11 protein-coding genes, 1 tRNA gene and 12 pseudogenes are annotated in these 17142 nt (G+C 69.6%); 18 read left to right on the top strand and 6 right to left on the bottom strand.

The features are described from left to right. Positions 1-742 precede the first annotated feature (742 nt). From UG55_RS46865 to UG55_RS33460, 16 genes and pseudogenes are all read left to right on the top strand, one after another. A pseudogene (locus tag UG55_RS46865) lies at positions 743-1124 on the top strand (sensor domain-containing protein); the annotation flags it as partial. A 1-nt stretch (position 1125) separates the two neighbouring features. Beyond that, a pseudogene (locus UG55_RS33505) lies at positions 1126-1586 on the top strand (sensor histidine kinase); the annotation flags it as partial. 1 nt (position 1587) lies between these two features. Next, a partial coding sequence (locus tag UG55_RS46860; RefSeq protein ID WP_396230836.1) for a sensor histidine kinase occupies positions 1588-1867 on the top strand: 280 nt, incomplete at its 5' end. Positions 1868-4205: 2338 nt separating this feature from the next. Next, positions 4206-7235 (top strand): nitrate- and nitrite sensing domain-containing protein, encoded by a 3030-nt coding sequence (locus UG55_RS07885; RefSeq protein WP_066065036.1) that lies wholly within the window; start codon positions 4206-4208, stop codon positions 7233-7235. Positions 7236-7238: 3 nt separating this feature from the next. Beyond that, positions 7239-7649, top strand: coding sequence for a roadblock/LC7 domain-containing protein (locus UG55_RS07880; RefSeq protein WP_066065033.1), 411 nt, complete (start codon positions 7239-7241; stop codon positions 7647-7649). A gap of 134 nt (positions 7650-7783) precedes the next feature. Then, positions 7784-7967, top strand: a pseudogene (locus UG55_RS33495) (DUF742 domain-containing protein); the annotation flags it as partial. A gap of 1 nt (position 7968) precedes the next feature. Continuing rightward, positions 7969-8042 (top strand): annotated as a pseudogene (locus tag UG55_RS33490) (DUF742 domain-containing protein); the annotation flags it as partial. A 1-nt stretch (position 8043) separates the two neighbouring features. Next, the coding region (locus tag UG55_RS33485; protein ID WP_242423996.1) for a DUF742 domain-containing protein at positions 8044-8176 on the top strand (133 nt) is incomplete at its 5' end. Next, positions 8157-8465, top strand: a pseudogene (locus tag UG55_RS33480) (GTP-binding protein); the annotation flags it as partial. The gene UG55_RS33485 and the pseudogene UG55_RS33480, both read left to right, overlap by 20 nt. Before the next feature lies 1 nt (position 8466). After that, positions 8467-8750, top strand: a pseudogene (locus UG55_RS33475) (ATP/GTP-binding protein); the annotation flags it as partial. A 52-nt stretch (positions 8751-8802) separates the two neighbouring features. Next, positions 8803-9156 carry a hypothetical protein gene (locus UG55_RS07865; protein ID WP_066065020.1) on the top strand — a complete coding sequence of 118 codons (354 nt, stop codon included), beginning with the start codon at positions 8803-8805 and terminating at the stop codon, positions 9154-9156. After that, positions 9153-10040 (top strand): hypothetical protein, encoded by an 888-nt coding sequence (locus tag UG55_RS07860; protein ID WP_066065015.1) that lies wholly within the window; start codon positions 9153-9155, stop codon positions 10038-10040. Before UG55_RS07865 ends, UG55_RS07860 begins: the two co-directional genes overlap by 4 nt. A gap of 221 nt (positions 10041-10261) precedes the next feature. Beyond that, positions 10262-10732 (top strand): hypothetical protein, encoded by a 471-nt coding sequence (locus UG55_RS07855; protein ID WP_066065012.1) that lies wholly within the window; start codon positions 10262-10264, stop codon positions 10730-10732. A gap of 252 nt (positions 10733-10984) precedes the next feature. Further along, positions 10985-11161, top strand: a pseudogene (locus UG55_RS33470) (DUF3307 domain-containing protein); the annotation flags it as partial. A 1-nt stretch (position 11162) separates the two neighbouring features. Further along, positions 11163-11236: pseudogene (locus UG55_RS33465) on the top strand (DUF3307 domain-containing protein); the annotation flags it as partial. 1 nt (position 11237) lies between these two features. Continuing rightward, positions 11238-11410 (top strand): annotated as a pseudogene (locus tag UG55_RS33460) (DUF3307 domain-containing protein); the annotation flags it as partial. A 604-nt stretch (positions 11411-12014) separates the two neighbouring features. Here the strand turns inward: UG55_RS33460 and UG55_RS33455 are convergent. Then, positions 12015-12449: pseudogene (locus UG55_RS33455) on the bottom strand (adenylate/guanylate cyclase domain-containing protein); the annotation flags it as partial. 31 nt (positions 12450-12480) lie between these two features. Beyond that, on the bottom strand, positions 12481-12749 hold a 269-nt coding region (locus tag UG55_RS33450), incomplete at its 3' end, for an adenylate/guanylate cyclase domain-containing protein (RefSeq protein ID WP_304440395.1). A gap of 474 nt (positions 12750-13223) precedes the next feature. Here UG55_RS33450 and UG55_RS07840 point away from each other — a divergent pair. After that, a tRNA-Thr gene (locus UG55_RS07840) sits at positions 13224-13299 on the top strand. Between the two features lie 614 nt (positions 13300-13913). Here the strand turns inward: UG55_RS07840 and UG55_RS07835 are convergent. Then, positions 13914-14441, bottom strand: a pseudogene (locus UG55_RS07835) (IS6 family transposase); the annotation flags it as partial. A gap of 441 nt (positions 14442-14882) precedes the next feature. Here UG55_RS07835 and UG55_RS28305 point away from each other — a divergent pair. Beyond that, the gene (locus UG55_RS28305; RefSeq protein ID WP_128422897.1) at positions 14883-15746 is read left to right on the top strand and encodes an AbiJ-NTD4 domain-containing protein; all 864 of its coding nucleotides are present in this window, start codon (positions 14883-14885) and stop codon (positions 15744-15746) included. Positions 15747-16049: 303 nt separating this feature from the next. Here UG55_RS28305 and UG55_RS33445 read toward each other — a convergent pair whose 3' ends face one another. The 3 genes and pseudogenes from UG55_RS33445 to UG55_RS07825 form a co-directional block, all read right to left on the bottom strand. Beyond that, positions 16050-16271: a hypothetical protein gene (locus tag UG55_RS33445; RefSeq protein WP_396230835.1), complete on the bottom strand. Its 222-nt coding sequence runs from the start codon at positions 16269-16271 to the stop codon at positions 16050-16052. Position 16272: 1 nt separating this feature from the next. Then, positions 16273-16466, bottom strand: a 194-nt coding sequence (locus UG55_RS33440; RefSeq protein WP_242423994.1) for an NUDIX domain-containing protein, incomplete at its 3' end; no start/stop codon positions are given. Positions 16467-16619: 153 nt separating this feature from the next. Further along, positions 16620-17142 (bottom strand): annotated as a pseudogene (locus tag UG55_RS07825) (adenosylhomocysteinase); the annotation flags it as partial.

Below are 17142 nucleotides of genomic sequence, written 5' to 3'. Positions count from 1 at the left end.
GATGTCGGCCGTGAACAGGGCTTTGCTCGGGAGCACTCGCCGCCCGGGGCCTTCCGCTGGGTCAGCTCGCCCCCCTTGCAACCGTGCCTCCCCGGGCCCCTGGAACCTCGCCTCCGGAAGGAGAGGATGGCCGGCTGGCAGTGCTCTCAACATCTCGCCGAATACCGCCGCGGCGACCGGCTGGGCAGGCCAGAAGTGAACGGGTCGTGCCGGTCGCCCGTGCCTCCGCCTCATTCTTACACGCCGGCCCGCGGGGTTTCACGGGCGGGAACGGGTCTTTTCTGTCCTCCGTCCGGACGTCACACAATGTGGTCTCTCCGGGGGAGCGGATCCCGGTTGATCGCGTTCACGGTTCGGCCTGCCGGAATCGACATTTCGCCCGAGATTCGGGCCGATGCCGCCGGGTCATACGGCGGTGGCCCACCGGTACCGGTATGTCGGTGATGTGCCGGTGCTTGACGAGGACGGCGAACCGCGCTTCTCTGCCCGGGAGGATGAGGTCGGACATCCGGTGAACCGGACGTCCGTGGCGGCTCGGGTGGTCCGGCCCACGGAGCGGCGCGAGGTCTGCCCGGCGGAGCGCCGCCCGGCCGAGAGGAGCGCCGCCCGGCCGAGAGGAGCGCATGTGTCCGGTCCCGTCGAGGTGAGCGGCGGAAGTACCCGGCCGCGCTCCCGACCGAAGACGCGACCGAACGCCGGGCGGAACACCCCCGCCGAGGCGGCGCCCGCGCCGGAGCGTGCGCTGGCGCTGGACGTCCGTGCGTGGCGGCGGGTGCTCTTCCTGCTGCTCGACTTCCCGCTCGGGCTGGTCGGGTTCGTCGTCGTGGTCGTGTGGTTCTCCGTCGGAGTGGGGCTGGCCGTCACGGTCGTCGGGTTGCCGCTGCTCGTCGTGGGCCTGGTCGTGGCGCGGGGCCTCGGCGCCGTCGAGCGGGCGCGGGCCGGAGCGCTCCTGGGGCTGCACGTGCCCGCGGCGTCGAGGCCCCGGGCGTCCTCGAACAGTCCGGTCGCCCGCCTGTGGGCCGGCGTGTCGGACCCGGTCGGCTGGCGGCACGTCCTGTACTTCCTCATCCGGCTGCCCTGGGTCATCGTGACCTTCGCGGTGACCCTCGTGTTGCTTCTCGTCGNCTGGCCGGTGCTGCCGGTGGCCACACGGGCGCTCGCGGCCGTCGACCGGGCGATGATCTCCACGTTGCTCGCGCCGTCCGACCGGATGGAACGCCGGATCCGGGAGCTGGAGGCGGATCGGGGGAGCGTCGTCGACACCGCCGCCGCCGACCTGCGCCGGATCGAGCGTGATCTCCACGATGGCGCGCAGGCCCGGCTGGTGGCGCTGGCGATGGGCCTCGGGATGGCCCGCGAGAAGCTCGCCGAGGACCCGCAGACCGCGGCGAGAATGGTCGAGGAGGCGCACGGCGAGGTCAAGCTCGCACTGCGGGAGCTACGGGACCTCGCCCGCGGGATCCACCCGGCGATACTGACCGACCGCGGGCTGCAGGGCGCGGTCCCCTCGCTCGGCGCACGCTGCACGGTGCCGGTGCGTGTGCTGATCGACCTGGCTGAGCGACCCGCCGCGGCGATCGAGGGCCNCGTCTACTTCACCGCCGCCGAGCTCATCACGAACGTCAGCAAGCACAGCGGCGCGGCGTCCGCGACCGTCGAACTGCACCGGGCCGGCGACGAGCTGGTCCTGCGGGTGACCGACGACGGCCGGGGCGGAGCGCGGGTCGGCGCCGGCAGCGGCCTCTCCGGGCTCGCGGAGCGGCTCGGTGCCCTCGACGGCTCCCTGCTCGTGACCAGCCCGGCCGGCGGGCCCACGCAGGTCCTCGCGACGGTGCCCTGGCGCGACCGCGAGGACGCGCGGCGCTAGTTGTGGCCGCGGCCGCAGTCGCGCGCACACCGGTCGGCGGGCTTCTCGCGGAACCGGCCGGCGATGAAAACAAATGCGGTCCGTTGGATATTCAGGTCGCATCATCCCGGTCGATCGGGAAGCCCGGGCGATAGTCTCCATCCGGAGCAGGAGAGGATTCCTGGCGGTTACCGCCCGCCGACCGGGTAACGGGGGAGTTACCGCCGGGTTCATGGCGGATGGCCTCGGCCCGGCCCGGGAACTGGCCCCGCGGTCCTTTTGACGTGGGCCGACGCCCCGCGGCTTCACCGCGATGTGCATCTGTTGGCGGGTATGGGATCGCTGGTCGCGCTGGCAGGAATCAGATCAGATCCGCGTTCAGATACACCATGCAAGAACACGGCAACGCAAATGATCGATCATCTTTGCGGACCTGTTGTGGTGTTGCGGGGATCTCGCTGCAATTTCTCGCAAAGCCGTTGTGTCGGCCCCAGTGCTGGTATAGCTTGCCGTAACCAGCCGTAATCGGTGTGTCAGTGCGACTTCGAGTCTGCCTCGCACCAATTCCCGTGAATCCAGTGAAGTGTTTCCGGGACGTATCTGGAATGTTCGTTACTCGTGGCTCCGGGGCATCCGGGAAGNGGTGCGCATGCGTCTGTCCGAACTCGGATTCGATGGGCTGGACGACTTCTCCGACGAGGTGTGGCGGACGGTGGCGCGGCACCCCTACTGCGGAGTCGACCTGCTGGCGGAGTGGCTGCACCGGCCGGAGGCGATCGTCCAGGCGGAGATGGACCGGCTGGTCGAGGCCGGTCTCGTCCGCCAGGTCGGCCATCAGTGGGAGCCGCAGGACCCGGTGCGGGTGCTGCAGGTGCGTCACGCCGAACGTGAGGCGGCGCTGGTGGCCGAGCGCGCGCGGATGGCGGACGAACGGGCGCAGCTCTACCGGTCGGGGCTGTTCGGCGACTATGTCGCCGGCCGCCGCCGGGCCGGCACGAACGCCGGTGTGCAGGTGCTGGCCCGGGACGAGATCTACCCCCGGATGGCCGAGCTCACCGGCAGATCCACCCAGTCCATCCGATTTCTGCTGACGGGGCCGACGCCGCCTGGGCTGGGAGGTGACGTCTCCGATCTGCTGGTGCCCGCCGCCGGGCGGGGGGTTCGGATCACCAGCGTCTGGACGGCGGGCGCGGTCGCGGCGGCGCGGCGGCGCCAGCAGGGCCGACGGCTGCCGCCCATCGGCCAGATCCACGTGGCCTCGGCGTTGCCGATGCGGGCGATCGTCTGGGACAGCACCGCCGCCCTCGTCCCGGTGCGGGACGACGACCTCGACGACGGCGGGTTCGCGGTCGTCGCGCCGACGCTGGTCCGCGCGGTCGGGGACATGGTGATCCGGACACAGCGGGCGGCCGTCCGGAACGGCACCCCCGAGGTCGACGTCGACGAGCCGGCGACGATGCGCCGCCAGCGGGCCCTGCTCCGCCTGCTGGAGGTCGGGCTGGACGACAGCCGCGCGGCCCGCGAGCTCGGGGTGTCCGACCGGACGGTGAAGCGGGACGTCGCGGAGCTGTGTCAGCGGTTCGGGGTGCTGACCAGGTTCCAGCTGGGTGCCGCCGCCGCCCGGGCTGGCTTCCTCACCCGCGGCGGCCGGGCTGGCGCCGCCGCCGGCCCGGCCGACCTAGACCTCGATCTCGACGCCGAGACCGGCACCGAGATCGCGGCCGATCTCGGTGCCGGCGCCGACACCGGCTCCCGCGCGATCGCCGCCGCCGGAGCCGGAACCGCAACCGGAGCCAGAACGGGAGCCGGAACGGGAGCCAGAACCGGAGCCAGAACGGGAGCCGGAACCGGAAGCGGTGCTGGTGCCGGTGGCCGAATGCCGGCGGCGGCAGCCCAGGCCGGCGCCGTGCCGGGGGTGCCGGCCGGTGCGCGTCTGCCGGGCCGCCCGGCCGCGACGCAACCGGCCGCCGCCCAGGCCAGGGCGGCTGTGCCCCCCTCCAGGACGGTGCCCGGGCGGGGGGCGTCAGGTGCTCCGGTCAAGCGGCCCAGAGCGTGACCAGCCGGCCGGCGCAAGACCTCCACGGGACGGCGGAATGGCATGAACAGGACACGCCGTCCCTTAAGCGTCACATGATTACTCTTCCGGTCAACCATCCACCGCGGCTACCGTCGTGATCGCCGACGGGATTGGAGTAGCTGCTCAGCGTGGTTTTGCGTGGCCGGAGGACTCGGCACGCAGTCACCGAGACACGCGTCGCGCTTGCGGCTTGCGGTGGCATGTCCCCTCCCTGCCACTGTCCGGTCCCGTCGGCCGACTTGACGTCTTCCGGACGGGGCGTCCCTGACGAGAGGTGGCGGAGTGCGGAACTGGCCCATTCGCTACAAGATCACTGTAGTTCTGCTCCTCCCGCTGCTCGCTCTGGTCGGGTTCGGCGGCTGGGTCGTCTCCGGCCAGCTCGCCGCGCAGCGGGCGAGCGAGCAGACGCGGACAGCGGCCCGCTTCCTCATCCACGTCAACGACCTCGTGTACTCCCTGCAGGCCGAGCGGTACGCGGTCTCCAGCCTGGTCGGGTCCGGGTACCGCGAACGCGAGTTCGCGGTGCGCTCGATGAACGCGCGGGCGCCGGTGGACGAGGCGCTCGCCACCGTCACCGGATCGGCCGGCGACCTTCCCGCCGGCCCCCTCAACCAGGTGCGCGACGCCGTCAGCGCGGCCCAGGGCCAGATGGGCGGGCTCGCCACCGTGCGGGCCGGGGTGGACGCGCAGACCCTGCGCCCCGGCCCCGGCACCGTCACCTACAACCAGATGATCGGTGGCTGGCTGGACGTCGGTGCCGCCATGGTCGGCATCGGCAGCGAGGACACCGACATCGTGCGGATCGCGACCGCCCTGTCCGCGATCTCCCGGGTGGGCGAGGCGATCAGCCAGCAGTACGGCTACGTCTCCTCGGCGGCCGTGCTCGGCACCGCGGTACCTGACAGCGTCACCCGGGTCCAGGCGGCGATCGGCGCCGAGACGGCGTGGATGACGCAGTTCCGGCTGTCGGCCACATCCGAGCAGGTCGCCCTGTTCGACCAGCTCGTCGGCCCCACGCAGGCCCCGGTCACCGGGATGCGCGACCAGGTGCTGCGCGGTGAGCGCATCGACTTCACCGCCTGGGCGTCGGCGAGCGGCGCCAAGTCCGAGCAGGTCCGCGCGGTGCAGCGGCGGGTGGTCGAGGACCTGGAGCACCGCAGCGGCACGCTGGCCGACGAGGCCCTGCGCCAGGCGATCCTCTCCGGTCTGCTCGCCGCCGGAGTGCTCGCGCTGTCGATCGCGGTGTCCGTCGGCGTGGCCAGCCGGATCGTCGGCGCGCTGCGCGCACTGCGGACCGGAGCCCTGGACGTCGCCCAGCGCCGGCTGCCGGAGGTCACCTCGAAGCTGCGGCAGGGACATCCCGTCGACCTGGAGGCCGAACCGGCGGCCTTCCCGACCGCGGGCGGCGACGAGATCGGTGACGTCGCCCGGGCGTTCAACGTCACCTACTCGTCGGCGGTCACGGCTGCCTACGAGGTCGCCGAAGGCCGCAGCGTCGGCGCGATCCTGCAGACGCTGGCCCGGCGTACCCAGGGCCTCATCCAGCGCCAGCTTCGGCTGATCGACGAACTGGAGCGCGACCAGCAGGACGGCGAGGTCCTCAACCGGCTGTTCGGTGTCGACCACCAGGCCACCAGGATGCGGCGGCTGGCGGAAAGCCTCATCGTCCTGTCCGGCGGCCAGCCGGGGCGGACGTTCCGCGGGCCCGTCCGCCTGGTGCAGATCCTGCGGGCGGCGGTCAGCGAGGTCGAGGACTACACCCGGGTCCACGTCCACCTGCCGACGTCCGACGTCGAGATCGTCGGCTCGGCCGTCGGTGACCTGACCCACATGCTCGCCGAGCTCATCGAGAACGCCACCGCCTTCTCCCCGCCGGACACCCCGGTGACGGTGCAGGCCAGCCGGGTCGGCCAGGGCTGGACGGTGGAGATCGAGGACCGTGGCGTCGGCCTGGACGACGAGACGTACGCGGCGACGAACCACCGCATGGCCAATCCGCCCCCCTTCGAGGCGGCCACGCACGGCAGCCAGATCGGCCTGTTCGTCGTCGCGCGGCTCGCGTCCAGGCACCGGGTCGCCGTCCGCTTCAAGCCGAGCGTGTACGGAGGTGTGCACGTGGTAACGATCATTCCCGCCGCGTTGATCCATTCCGAGCTCGCGCCCCAGTCCGCGCTGCCCCCGGGGGGCCGGTCGGGCGGGTCCGCTGGGTCCGGTGGGTCGGGCGGGCCCGGTGGCGGCGGCGGTGGCGGCGGCACCGGACCTCGGCGAGCCGAGCTGGGTCCTGGCCCGGTCGGTGGTTCTGGTGTCACCCCTGACGGCAACGGGGGCGGGCGGCGCGACCGGCACGCCCTCACCGAGGAGCTCGCGCTCCCCGCCGCGGTGGCGACCGGGCCGCACCACCTGGGCGCGCGGGATGCGGGCGTCACCAGGGAGGACCTGCGCGTCGGCGCTCCCGACCCCGCCCGCGCCGGCCGGAACGGCGACCGCGGACATCCCGACGGTTACCGCGGACATCACGACGGCTACTTCGGACGTCCCGACGGCTTTGCCGCGGCGCCGGAGCAGCCCGGGGCCGGTAGCTCGGCGGGCGGGTACGGCTCGGCTGACGGATACAGCTCGGCTGACGGGCACGGCTCGGCTGACGGGCACGGCTCGGCTGACGGGTACGGCATGTCTGACGGATACGGCCGGGCTGACGGGTACGGCCGGGCTGATGGCTACGGCTCGGCTGATGGATACGGCCGGGCTGACGGATACGGCTCGGCCGACGGCTACGGGGCGAACCGGCGCGATGCCGAAGCGGGTGGGCTCCGGGTCGGCGCCCGCCACAGCGACGGCGCTCGGGGCACCGGCGGGCGCGGCGAGGACGCGCGAACCGGCGGATCAGGCGGCATCGGTGCCCCGGAAGGTTTCCCCGACGACGCCCGGCCGATCCGCCTCGGCGAAACCGACGCCGGTGCGGCACCGCGTCGCCCAGCCGAGGGACGTCCGCCGCGGCCGGCCGCCCACAGCGGGACGAACCAGGCGGACGGCGGGTTCTTCGATCCGCTGTTCGGGCCGCTCCGGGGCGGCGACGGGGCCGCGGCGACCGCACCGGCGGCATCCGGCGGCCACCCCCGGCTTGAGGACCTGCCGCGGCGTCGCCGCGGCTCACATCTGGCCGAGAGCCTCCGGCAGGAACCCGACGGCGAGCCGCCGGCGCGCCGGACCACGCGAACGCCGGATCCCGAGGCGGCCCGTGCGCTCGCCCAGGGCTTCACCAGTGCCTTCGAACGCGGCATGCGTGACGCTGACGACCTCGACGGGAGATAACCGATGTCCCGACAGCCCGACCTTTCCTTCCTGCTCGAACGTCTCCGCGAAAGCGTTCCCGACATCCTCTGCGCGGTCGTCCTGTCCGCGGACGGACTGCTGCTGGCCACCTCCAGCGGCATCGACCGCACCGCCGCCGACCAGCTCGCGGCGGTCGCGTCCGGCTTCGACGCGCTGGCCCGAGGCGCCGCTCGGCAGCACGGCTGGGGGCAGGTCAACAAGACGATGGTCGACATGGAGAACGGCTACCTGTTCATCACGGCCGTCGGCCACAGCGCCTGTCTCGCCGTCTCCAGCACCGCCGACGCCGACGTAGGCCAGATCGCCTACGAGATGGCGCACCTGGTCAACCGGGCCGGCCGGCTGTTGACCCCCGAGCTGCGCAACCAGATGCGGGCGGCACTCCCGTCCTGAGCCCGTCCTGAGCCCGGCCCGGACGGCCCGGACGGCCCGGACAGACGGGGAGCGGGCGGAGGGGGCGGAGTGGAGCGGCGAGCGGGGCACCGAGCGGGTTGGAGCAGGGAGTTGTAGCAGGGAGGAGGAAGACGGTGGCCGAGGACTGGCCCGGCCCACCGGCGCCGGGCGAGAGCTGGGACGACGCCGAGGCGTTCGTCCGCCCCTACGCGGTGACCAGGGGCCGTACGACACCGGCTGTCCCGCTGGAACTCGTCGCGCTGGTCGCGACGACGGACGGCGGGATGGCGGCGATCCGGCGACGCGGCCGACTCGCCCNCGAGGAACACGACATAGCGATCCTGTGCATGCGAATTCACTCGATCGCCGAGATATCCGCCCGGCTGAAACTACNGCTGATGGTCGTGCGGGTCCTCATCGACGACATGGCACGGGGCGGAATGGTCTCCGTCCACCGTCCCGAGAATCCAGATCGGCCCAGTCCGGAACTCCTACGGAGGGTTCTGCATGGTCTCACCACTCTCTAGACGCGCGCCCACCGCGGTGAAGGTGCTCGTCGCCGGTGGTTTCGGAGTAGGCAAGACGACGTTCGTGGGGGCGGTGAGCGAGATCGAGCCGCTCACCACCGAGGCGGCCATGACGAGCGCGAGCCTCGGCGTGGACGACACCAGCGCCGTGCACAGGAAGACGACGACGACGGTGGCCATGGACTTCGGTCGGCTCACCCTCAGTAACAACATCATCCTCTATCTGTTCGGCACCCCGGGCCAGGATCGCTTCTGGTTCATGTGGGACGAGCTGGTGCGCGGCGCGATCNGGGCGGTGGTGCTGGTCGACACCCGGCGCATGGCCGACTCCTTTCCCGCCATCGACTTCTTCGAGAACCGGCAGGTGCCGTTCCTGGTGGCGGTCAACCGGTTCGAGGCGGACCCGCACGAGTACCCGCTTCCCATGGTTCGCGACGCGGCGGACCTCGCCCCGCACCGTCCCGTCATGTACTGCGACGCCCGGCGACCGGACAGCGCGCAGACGGCGCTGGTCCACCTGGTGCGCCATGCGCTGGAGCTGGCGCTGACCGGGGACCCGCCGGACGGCCGGTGACCGCCGGCAGCAGCAATCCTTGATCAGCCCGGGGGAATGTCAGGAGGCCGCCATGGCAAGCCACAACCTCGACATGCCCCGGCCGCGTGGCCGGGTTCCTGGAGTGGAAATGGAGATCTATATCGACTGGGAGGATCCGATCGAGGTCGAGGATCCGCCGAACAGCCGACGCCCGGCGGTGATGGTGCGCATGCCCGCCTATGTGGCCGGCGGGCTTTCCCATGAGCTGCACAGCCTGGAGACCATCCGCGGCGCGGTGGGCGGGGACTGCAGCGAATGGGCACAGGTCGCGCAGGCGCTGCTCGCGGCGGCCCGGATGGCCGCCGGTTCGGACCAGCATCCGGAACTCGCCGACCTGCCGCCGACCGCGAGCCGCCCGCGGATCATGCCGGGTGACATCGCATGACGATGCTGCTGTTGACGGCTCAGGCCGCGACGGTGTTCGGCGTCTCCGTCTGGGTGCTGTTGCGGATCTGGGCACGCAGCCGGAAAATCAGTATGGCTGACGTCACCTTTTACGAGTGCCTGACAGGAAGCGGCCTCCGGCTGGCAGGAACCGGCCATTCGCCCGGGGCCGCCCACCCGGCCGGGCCGGATTTCCCGGAGAGCGCCCGCCCGGCCTCCGGAGAGTGCCTCACCGGCCGGATCCTCCTGCCGCGAAGCCCGTCCGCCGGACCGCGAGTGATTGACGAATCCGGCGCGGTCGGCTTCGAGCGCTCACCGCTCGGGGCGGTGCTGGCCGCAGTCAACATCGCCTTCCGCCCGGTTGATCCGAGGGGCAGGTCAAACCCCTGCCAGGACGCCGGTTCCCATTGCGGCAGGGTTGTCTCCCCGGCCGGCCTCGCCCGGTCGGAGACGGTCGTCCGGCCACGGACCGAAGGCCGCCGCCGGTCTGGCCACCGGCCCCGGCCAACTGCCTTCCGGGGGCGCCCGGACGTTGCGGCAGAGACCGCGGCCACGGCTGGGTTCGAAGTCGCGGCCGAGCCGCCGGAAGTAGTGGTCCAGCAGGATACCTCCTCTTCCCCGGGGCGAATTGAGGTCACCGGCTGGGAGATGGAGAACTATTCATCGAGGAACGCGACGGTACGGTATGTTCTCACCCGGTCCGGGGGCGGCGATGACGTCGTCACGGCCACGATGCGGGTTGAGGTGAACTGGGTCGATGACGATTGGCGGGTCGTCGCTCCGCCCACGGGGGAGTGGGTGGACGGGTTCAGCACTGATGACGATCTGTCCGGTTTCATTCCCTTTCCGGAGCCCGTGTTGTCGCTACCGTCGCCGACAGGCTGACAGGCGGGACCTGCCAGCCGTGGGGTCGGGGGCTCGTGCCCGCGTGGGTCGGCACGAACCCCCAACACCACGGACGGGGGGTTGGAGTCCCATTTCTGTCGCGGGATGCGCATTGGTGCGCGGCGCCGCCTGAGCACGCACGTAACAGCGCCCTCGACATCTACGCGCCGGTCGGTGGTGTTCAGGCGCCTCGATGCTGACGGCAACAAAGGAGTACATGAATGTTGGGTTCTTCCGTCCGTCGCGCCTCCGCGCGCGCGACGCTGATTCTCGCGGCTCTGGCGAGCATGCTCGTCCTGGCGATCAGCGGCGCACCGGTGGCCGGGGCGACGAGTGGCTCGGTCTACTACCTTCCCACCGGCTGCTGGACGGGCACCGCCACGACCGCCACCGGTGTGACCGAGCCGGTCGAGTCGCACTTCTACGCGAACGGCAAGTTCACCGTGGCCACACCCACGGGCACCTTCAACGGCACCTGGAAGTCGACCGGCCCGCGCACCTTCACGTACGCCTTCGTCCGGACTCTCCCCGGCCCGAACGGGTCCGTGATCGGCACCATCGACATCCGCCACTCGGCCACCTTCACCACGGCCAGGGCATACACCTCCACGGGCACGGCCACCGCCTATGACCTGAACGGCAACCTCCTGTTCTCCGGCCCGGTCAGCTCCACCGGCACTCGCACCCACTAGGCACCGGCCCCGCGCCAGCGGGAAGGCACGTACCTCAGAAGCCCGACCGACCAGCTTCGTCGGCTGGCCGTGACCTGCCCTGGTCCGGCCGGATCCGACCGGTCGGTCGGGCTTCCTGGTTCCACTCCCGGCCACTCCCGGCCACCCCCGCCGCGGCCGGAGGGGAGGCCGACGGACGGCGGTTTCCGGTGAAGCCGCCGATACCCCTGTGCTCCTGTCCTACTGTGACTCCGGTGGGAGGGGGGAACACCAATGAATCAGACCGAGCTATTCTCCGCTGTCTTCATCGCATTGTTCGTGGGGCATCATCTCGGTGACCACATAGCACAGACCGACTGGCAGGCGGCGCGCAAGCACGGACCGGGCTGGGCGGCCGCCCGGGCGATGGCCTGGCATCTGCTCAATTATCACCTGTGTATCGGCGCCGCCNTGCTGGGGCTCGTCCTCATCGACGTCCCGCTCCGGCCGGCCGGCATCGCGGCAGCACTGACCTGGTCATTCGTCNCCCACGCCGTCCTCGACCGCCGGTGGCCGGTGCGCCGCCTGCTCTACCGAGCCAGGTCCCCAAGCTTCGCCGAGATGAGGAGCGACGGCCTCAACGGGATGTATCTCGCTGACCAGTCATTACATATCGGATGCCTCTTCGTCGGAGCGCTCCTGGCGGCATCCCTGGGTTGAGGCGCTTCCGCTCAGCAGCCGTTCTCCGCCCGCCGCGACACCCCGCCCGGGGAGGCGTCCCGGTGACGGGAGCGGCTCCGCACGCCGATTTCGGGCCGCCGTGCCAGTCCTTGCCGCCAGTGCATGCCGCCAGTGCATGCCGCCAGCCCGTGCCGCCAGCCCGTGCTGGCGGTCAGTGCTGGGGGAGCGGCGACTCGTCCCCGCTCGCGGAAGCGCGGTCAGAGCCGGCTTCCGCGTACGCCTCCAGGCTGTCGTCTGCCAACCGCTGCCCAGAGCCGGCGAACAGGTGGTAATCCTCGGCGAGTCCGCCGGGCACCGGCGGAATTTCACCGTCGAATGCCTCCCGCCCGGTACTGAGCAGCCGAACCACCTCGGCGGTGGCGATTTTCGTACCGGGCGCGAGTGCCTGCAACGTGCGGCAGGATCTGCTCACCAGCGGACCGGCCAGCCCGAAATCCGGCACAAAGAGATCTCCGCGGGCGACAACGGCGCTGAACCTGAACGGTGGCTGCGCGGTGCGCTCCGGCACGGATCCACGCGCACCCGGTTCCGCCGGCTGCCCCGGTACGGGTGGGACCTCCTGGGTGCGGCTCAGGGAGTCGANGGCGATCAGGAAGCTCACCGCGTCATCCGCACGGTCGTGGGTCGCGAGAATGTTGTCGCCGGCCACGGAGCGCAGCCGCCCCCCGGTCGTGCCCAGAGCCTGGTGGTGCAGAGCGACCCAGCCATGCAGGCGCTCGTTCAGCGCGGTCAGGGAAACACGGGCGGCGAGCGCGTTCAGCCCGACCAGGTCGGTGACCGTCAGGAAGGTGCCGCGCTCGATGCCCCGATACCGCTCGGCCAGTAGTCGATGAACCTGCACCGGCCGGGGAATGCCGCCGAGCGCCAGCTCCCCGACGAGGTCGAACGTGAACTCCGCCGACTTCGCGGCGTCACGCACCGTCGACGTTACGTACACCTCGTTCGTGGGCACGTGTTTCTCCAGCCGGGCGGGCACGACGACACCCTCACCCAGCAGGTCGTTCTCGAACCTGATCACGTCGCAGGTGTGGATGGCGACCCGGCAGCCNTCCACCCAGTCGCCGATCGGCAGCCGCCGCCCGGAGATGAAGAGGTTGACGATCTGCGCGGCCGCATGCAATGCCCCGGTTGCCGACCGGAAAGCTGTCATATAGCCATCGCCGGTGAACTTGATGACCTCGCCGCCGACCTCCTCGACGATCTGGCGAACGGGCAGTATCGCCTCGGTCATCATTTCGCGCATTCGGACCTGCGGAACTGAGGCGATGGCACGTGTCGAGCCCACGAGATCCACGACCAGCACGGTCGTGGTTTCCATCTGCACTGCAGCCTCCTCAGGCCCGCCGACGCCGCGGGCACGGCGGAATCATAGCCGCGGCCCCGCACCCGCCCATCGCGATCAGGGAAGAATGCCCGGCCTCCTGACAGAAATCCGACACGAGCGGGACCGATGGTTCGTGACCATTCTGGGCGCCGGGCCATTACCGCAATCTGTCGGTGTTCTGGTCCTGTGCTCGGCTGTCCCGTGGCACGTGACCGGCGAAGCTCAGGCGGGCAACCGTTGCCTGGGCTCCGACCGGGCAGCCGGGCCGCGCCCGCCCGCCCTCGGGCGACCTGCGGGCGGCACCATCCCGCCGCCTCGGGTCAGCCCTCGCCGAGACTCGTCGAGCTGGTGGATCACCCTGCCGCAGGCCGGCGGGACCCCGGGGACCCCAGGGGCCACATGAGCCGGCGCGCAGGCCGTCCACTCCGGCCCAAGTAGCGGGTCCCGTCCGGTATCGTGAGGTGGCTGGCCGGCGTGGCGCAATTGGTAGCGCACCCGACTTGTAATCGGGCGGTTAGGGGTTCGAGTCCCCTCGCCGGCTCCAGAAAAATAGGCCCTGACCTGCGGTTTTGCAAAATCTAAGATCATCTATTCAAGATCAAAATGGGTTTGGGTGCGCATTCGGCAATTTTGTGCAGGGAACGATCATGTGCGGGGTGTCGCTTTCGGGCGCCGAAGTCGGGTTTGCCGCCGTAGTGCGACCCCTCCTTCCGTCATGGTTGGCGGGTGTGGGCTGCGGGATGGGCTGTGGCGAGAGCGGCGCGCGTCGGCTGACGGTGGCCGGTCCGCGATCCCGCCCCACGGTTACCGTGGGTCAGGTTCGGGCGTTCACGGCGGTGGTGGGGCCGACGGTGGCCGCGGAACGCGCCGATGCCGGCCGGGGAACGCGACGCGGCGGGGTCGGCGGGGTGGTTTCGGGTGTCCGCGCGAGGTCACCAGTGGTCGGTGTGGGATCTGTCAGTCGGGGCCTGGGCCGGGTGGTGTCGGGCTCGCGGTGGGTGGTGTGGTGGGTGTCGGGGGGCTGGTGGGTTCGGGTGACGAGTTCGGGGCTGGTTCGGCCGGTGTGTTTGCGGTTGGGTGTGGGTCCGCGGGGTGAGGTGACGCGAGTCTGTTGCATTGTGGGATGGCAGGGCATGGTTGACCCTGTCGATTGAATGATCAGATCGTGAGGGTGAGCTCGGTAAACGCGGCTGTCAGCCGTGTGTGGGGGTCGGTGTCGATCCCGAGTTCGTAGTGGCCGCGGCGGATATTCTGGACAAATGCATGCCCTGTGCTGATCGTCTGGGCGGAGCGCAGCCGTTTCAGTCCGCGCATCGGGCGGAGCCGGGCTTTGAGTCTGCTGTGGTCGGATTCGATTCGGTTGTTCTCCTGGGCACCGTCGACGTGGCAGGCCTCGGGGAGCAGCTCGTCGAGGAGCCTGGGGTAGACGGGTGCCTTGTCGGTGGTGACCTCGACGGGCCGGCGCCCGTGGGACAGCGCCTGAGCGAAGAACCTTCGGGCGGCGGCCTGGTCACGGCGTTCGCTGGCGAGGACGTCGATGACCTGTCCGTGCTGGTCAACCGCCCTGTACAGGTAGGTCCAGTGGCCGGCGACCTTGACGTAGGTCTCGTCGACGAACCACCTGTCCCCAGGGCGGTGCCGGCACGGCCGCGCGGCGTCGACCAGCAAGGGCGTGAAGCGCTGCACGCAACAGGTTGGCGAACTTCACTTTTTCACAAACCTCGGGCTGAGCTGATCTCCTCCGTCGGGCGGGCAGGCTGCGCCTTACCCCGGGTTCTCCTGGCCGTGCAAGAGCGCCAGCGCTCCGGCCGTGCCTGCTGGGTGCCGTGCGCTCTTGCATGGTCGGGAGGTTCCGGGGTAACCCCTCGGGTGTCCGACCGGCGGAGGCGATCAGCGGTCTCGCGCGCCCAGCTCCTGGTGACCGGCGGCAGCTCCTCCCCCTCCTCCGGAGAAAGGGCCGGGGTCCGGGGCGGAGCCCCGGTGAGCTTTACTGTGCATCCTTGCGGTCAGTCAGGCATGACGAGGCTGTACACCACAGCCAGCCCGGGGCCGCCAGGCCGTAGCAAGGTCACCGCAGGTACGATAGATTGGTCGAGAGTATTAATCATAAGTTATGAGGGTTCCAGGGTGCGGTTCTCGGAGAGACAAGGATTCATTTCAGCCAGAACCGAGATTCAAACCTTCGGAATTGATGAATCTTTTCGCGTGGCAATTTGGAACGTCGTTTTCCAGGTCTACTTCGAGAATGTGCGAATGGATTGGACGTACTCGACCAGAGAGCCCTTCGGGAGGCTCCTTGCAGGTCTATGGACCCAATTCCATAAGGGACCCCTCGACGAACTTCCCGAAGCATGGGAAATGCGCAACAAGGTGAAGGAATGGATCCTTAAGGCCGAGTGGTTTCACGTTTATGATCTAGTTGAATCGTTCGCTCAACTGGGTGGAGATGTGTCACCTCCCCGGATCTTTGCTGCGGTGTTCAATGCGACCGCCCAGAGGAACATGGGCGGGTACAGGCTCGTCGATTCCCGGATTGTGCAGGCCACTTCCGCCGAAGTTGTCGAGGCAATCGATAGAGGGCTCGCCGATGCGAGACAGGCAGCGACTGCGAATGTACAGAACCATCTAAGTAAAGCATTGGCTCTACTAGCGGATCGAAAATCCCCGGACTATCCGAACTCGATCAAAGAGTCGATCAGTGCTGTCGAGGCCCTGGCTCGCCTGGTTACAGGTAGAGAAAAGGCAACTTTGGGGGACGCGGTGCGGCGATTCCGAGACTCTGGCCTGGACATTCATCCCGCACTGGAGGGTGCGCTACTAAAACTTTACGGCTACAGCTCGGACGCCGATGGGATTCGGCACGCCGCTCGGGATATCCCAAGCTCCAGCCATGAGGATGCATTGTTTTTCTTGGGAACTTGCTCCAGTTTTGTCAGTTACATGATAGCAAAGTGTGCAAAGGCTGAGATTTCACTAGTCCAAACAGCCTGAGCGACGCTCCGACGCGCCGATCGGGCGGCCGGTCCGACGCGCCCGGGTGGGGTGCCGACCGGAGGGAGGCGGGGCCCCATCCCGGTGCGCGGACGGGCCGGGCGGGGTCCCGTTCGGCGCGGCGCGTGCGGCGCCCTCGGCTCGACGTTCCAGCAGGTCAGTACTGGGGTTGCCGCCCCGGAGGGGCGGCCTTGAACCCGTACAGAACATTAGCGATGGCGATCATGACCTCTACACGCCGGGGGCATGCCATGATCGCCATTTTGGCCTCTGTGTTTGAGAAGTCGGCTCCACATGATCAGTTCAGGGTTGGGTGAGGAGGGCAGCTCGGGTACGGTCGCCCAGACGGCCGGGCAGTTCGGTCAACGGGGCCCAGCGGTAGTCAGTGACCTCCTCCAGTTGCAGCGCCACATCGCTGTTGCCGGCTAGCGGATCGATGACCAGCAGGAAGCGAAGATCGTAGTGGATGTGCTCCGGCTCCCGCTTCGCGGGATTCGGCGGGATCACGTGTGCGTCCACGTCCACNGGCCGTTCGAGGACAGGGTTCGCCCAGGCCCGGGGAATCCCTGTTTCTTCGGTCAGCTCACGTAGGGCTGCGTCTAGGAGAGAGGCGTCCCCCGGCTCGATGTGCCCGCCGGGAAGGAGCCATCGACTCAGGCTGCGGTGGCGGATCTGGAGGACTCGGCGATCAGAGGTGACTGCGACTACTCCGCAGGTCACGTGGCCGGGTGTGGTTGTCCTGGAGGCCAGGGGTGCGGCGTCTCCGCGGGCCGCTTCCAGCAGAGGGGCCAGGGACTTGGCGTCCTCCGGGTGTGCGTCGAGATGCGCACTGATCGTCTTGGCGATGTCGTCGTTCGTGACGGGCACGGGCGTTCACTCCTCGTTGAAGCATCGCAGCCAGGACCGGGCGATGATTTCACGCTCCTGGTTGCCGACCTCGTGTAGGCCCGGCTCCATGGCCTGTCCCGACGACAGCAGCGCGAGGGCCGCGAGGATCTCGCCTTGGACAAGGAAGATGAACGGGCCGACCGCGGCGCCGTGGACGAAGTTGACCGCATTTCCATCGTTGAGCAGATAGAAATGATGGTTCCACGAGGTCATGCGGCTGAGGTGTGGGCTGAGCTGGTCAACGCGGTAAGTTCCGCGGAGCGAGACGAGGTTCAGTTCGTCGTCCGACGATGTCACGGACGCCACGTAGGAACCGGGCCGTAGGTAGGTGAAGTCTTCGCCCTCCAGCGCCCGGTTACCGGTGGCGCACACGATGACATCGGCGCGGCCCAATGCCTCGGACTTTGACCATTTCACCGCGAATCCGTGCGACATGACTTCGACGGCGCGCACCGGATCTGTCTCGTACACGGTGGTGCGGACCGATTTGGCTCGGAGGGTGTTCGCC

This window comes from Frankia sp. EI5c (assembly GCF_001636565.1).
GTDB lineage: Bacteria > Actinomycetota > Actinomycetes > Frankiales > Frankiaceae > Parafrankia.
This window is presented reverse-complemented; position numbering and strand designations above follow the sequence as displayed.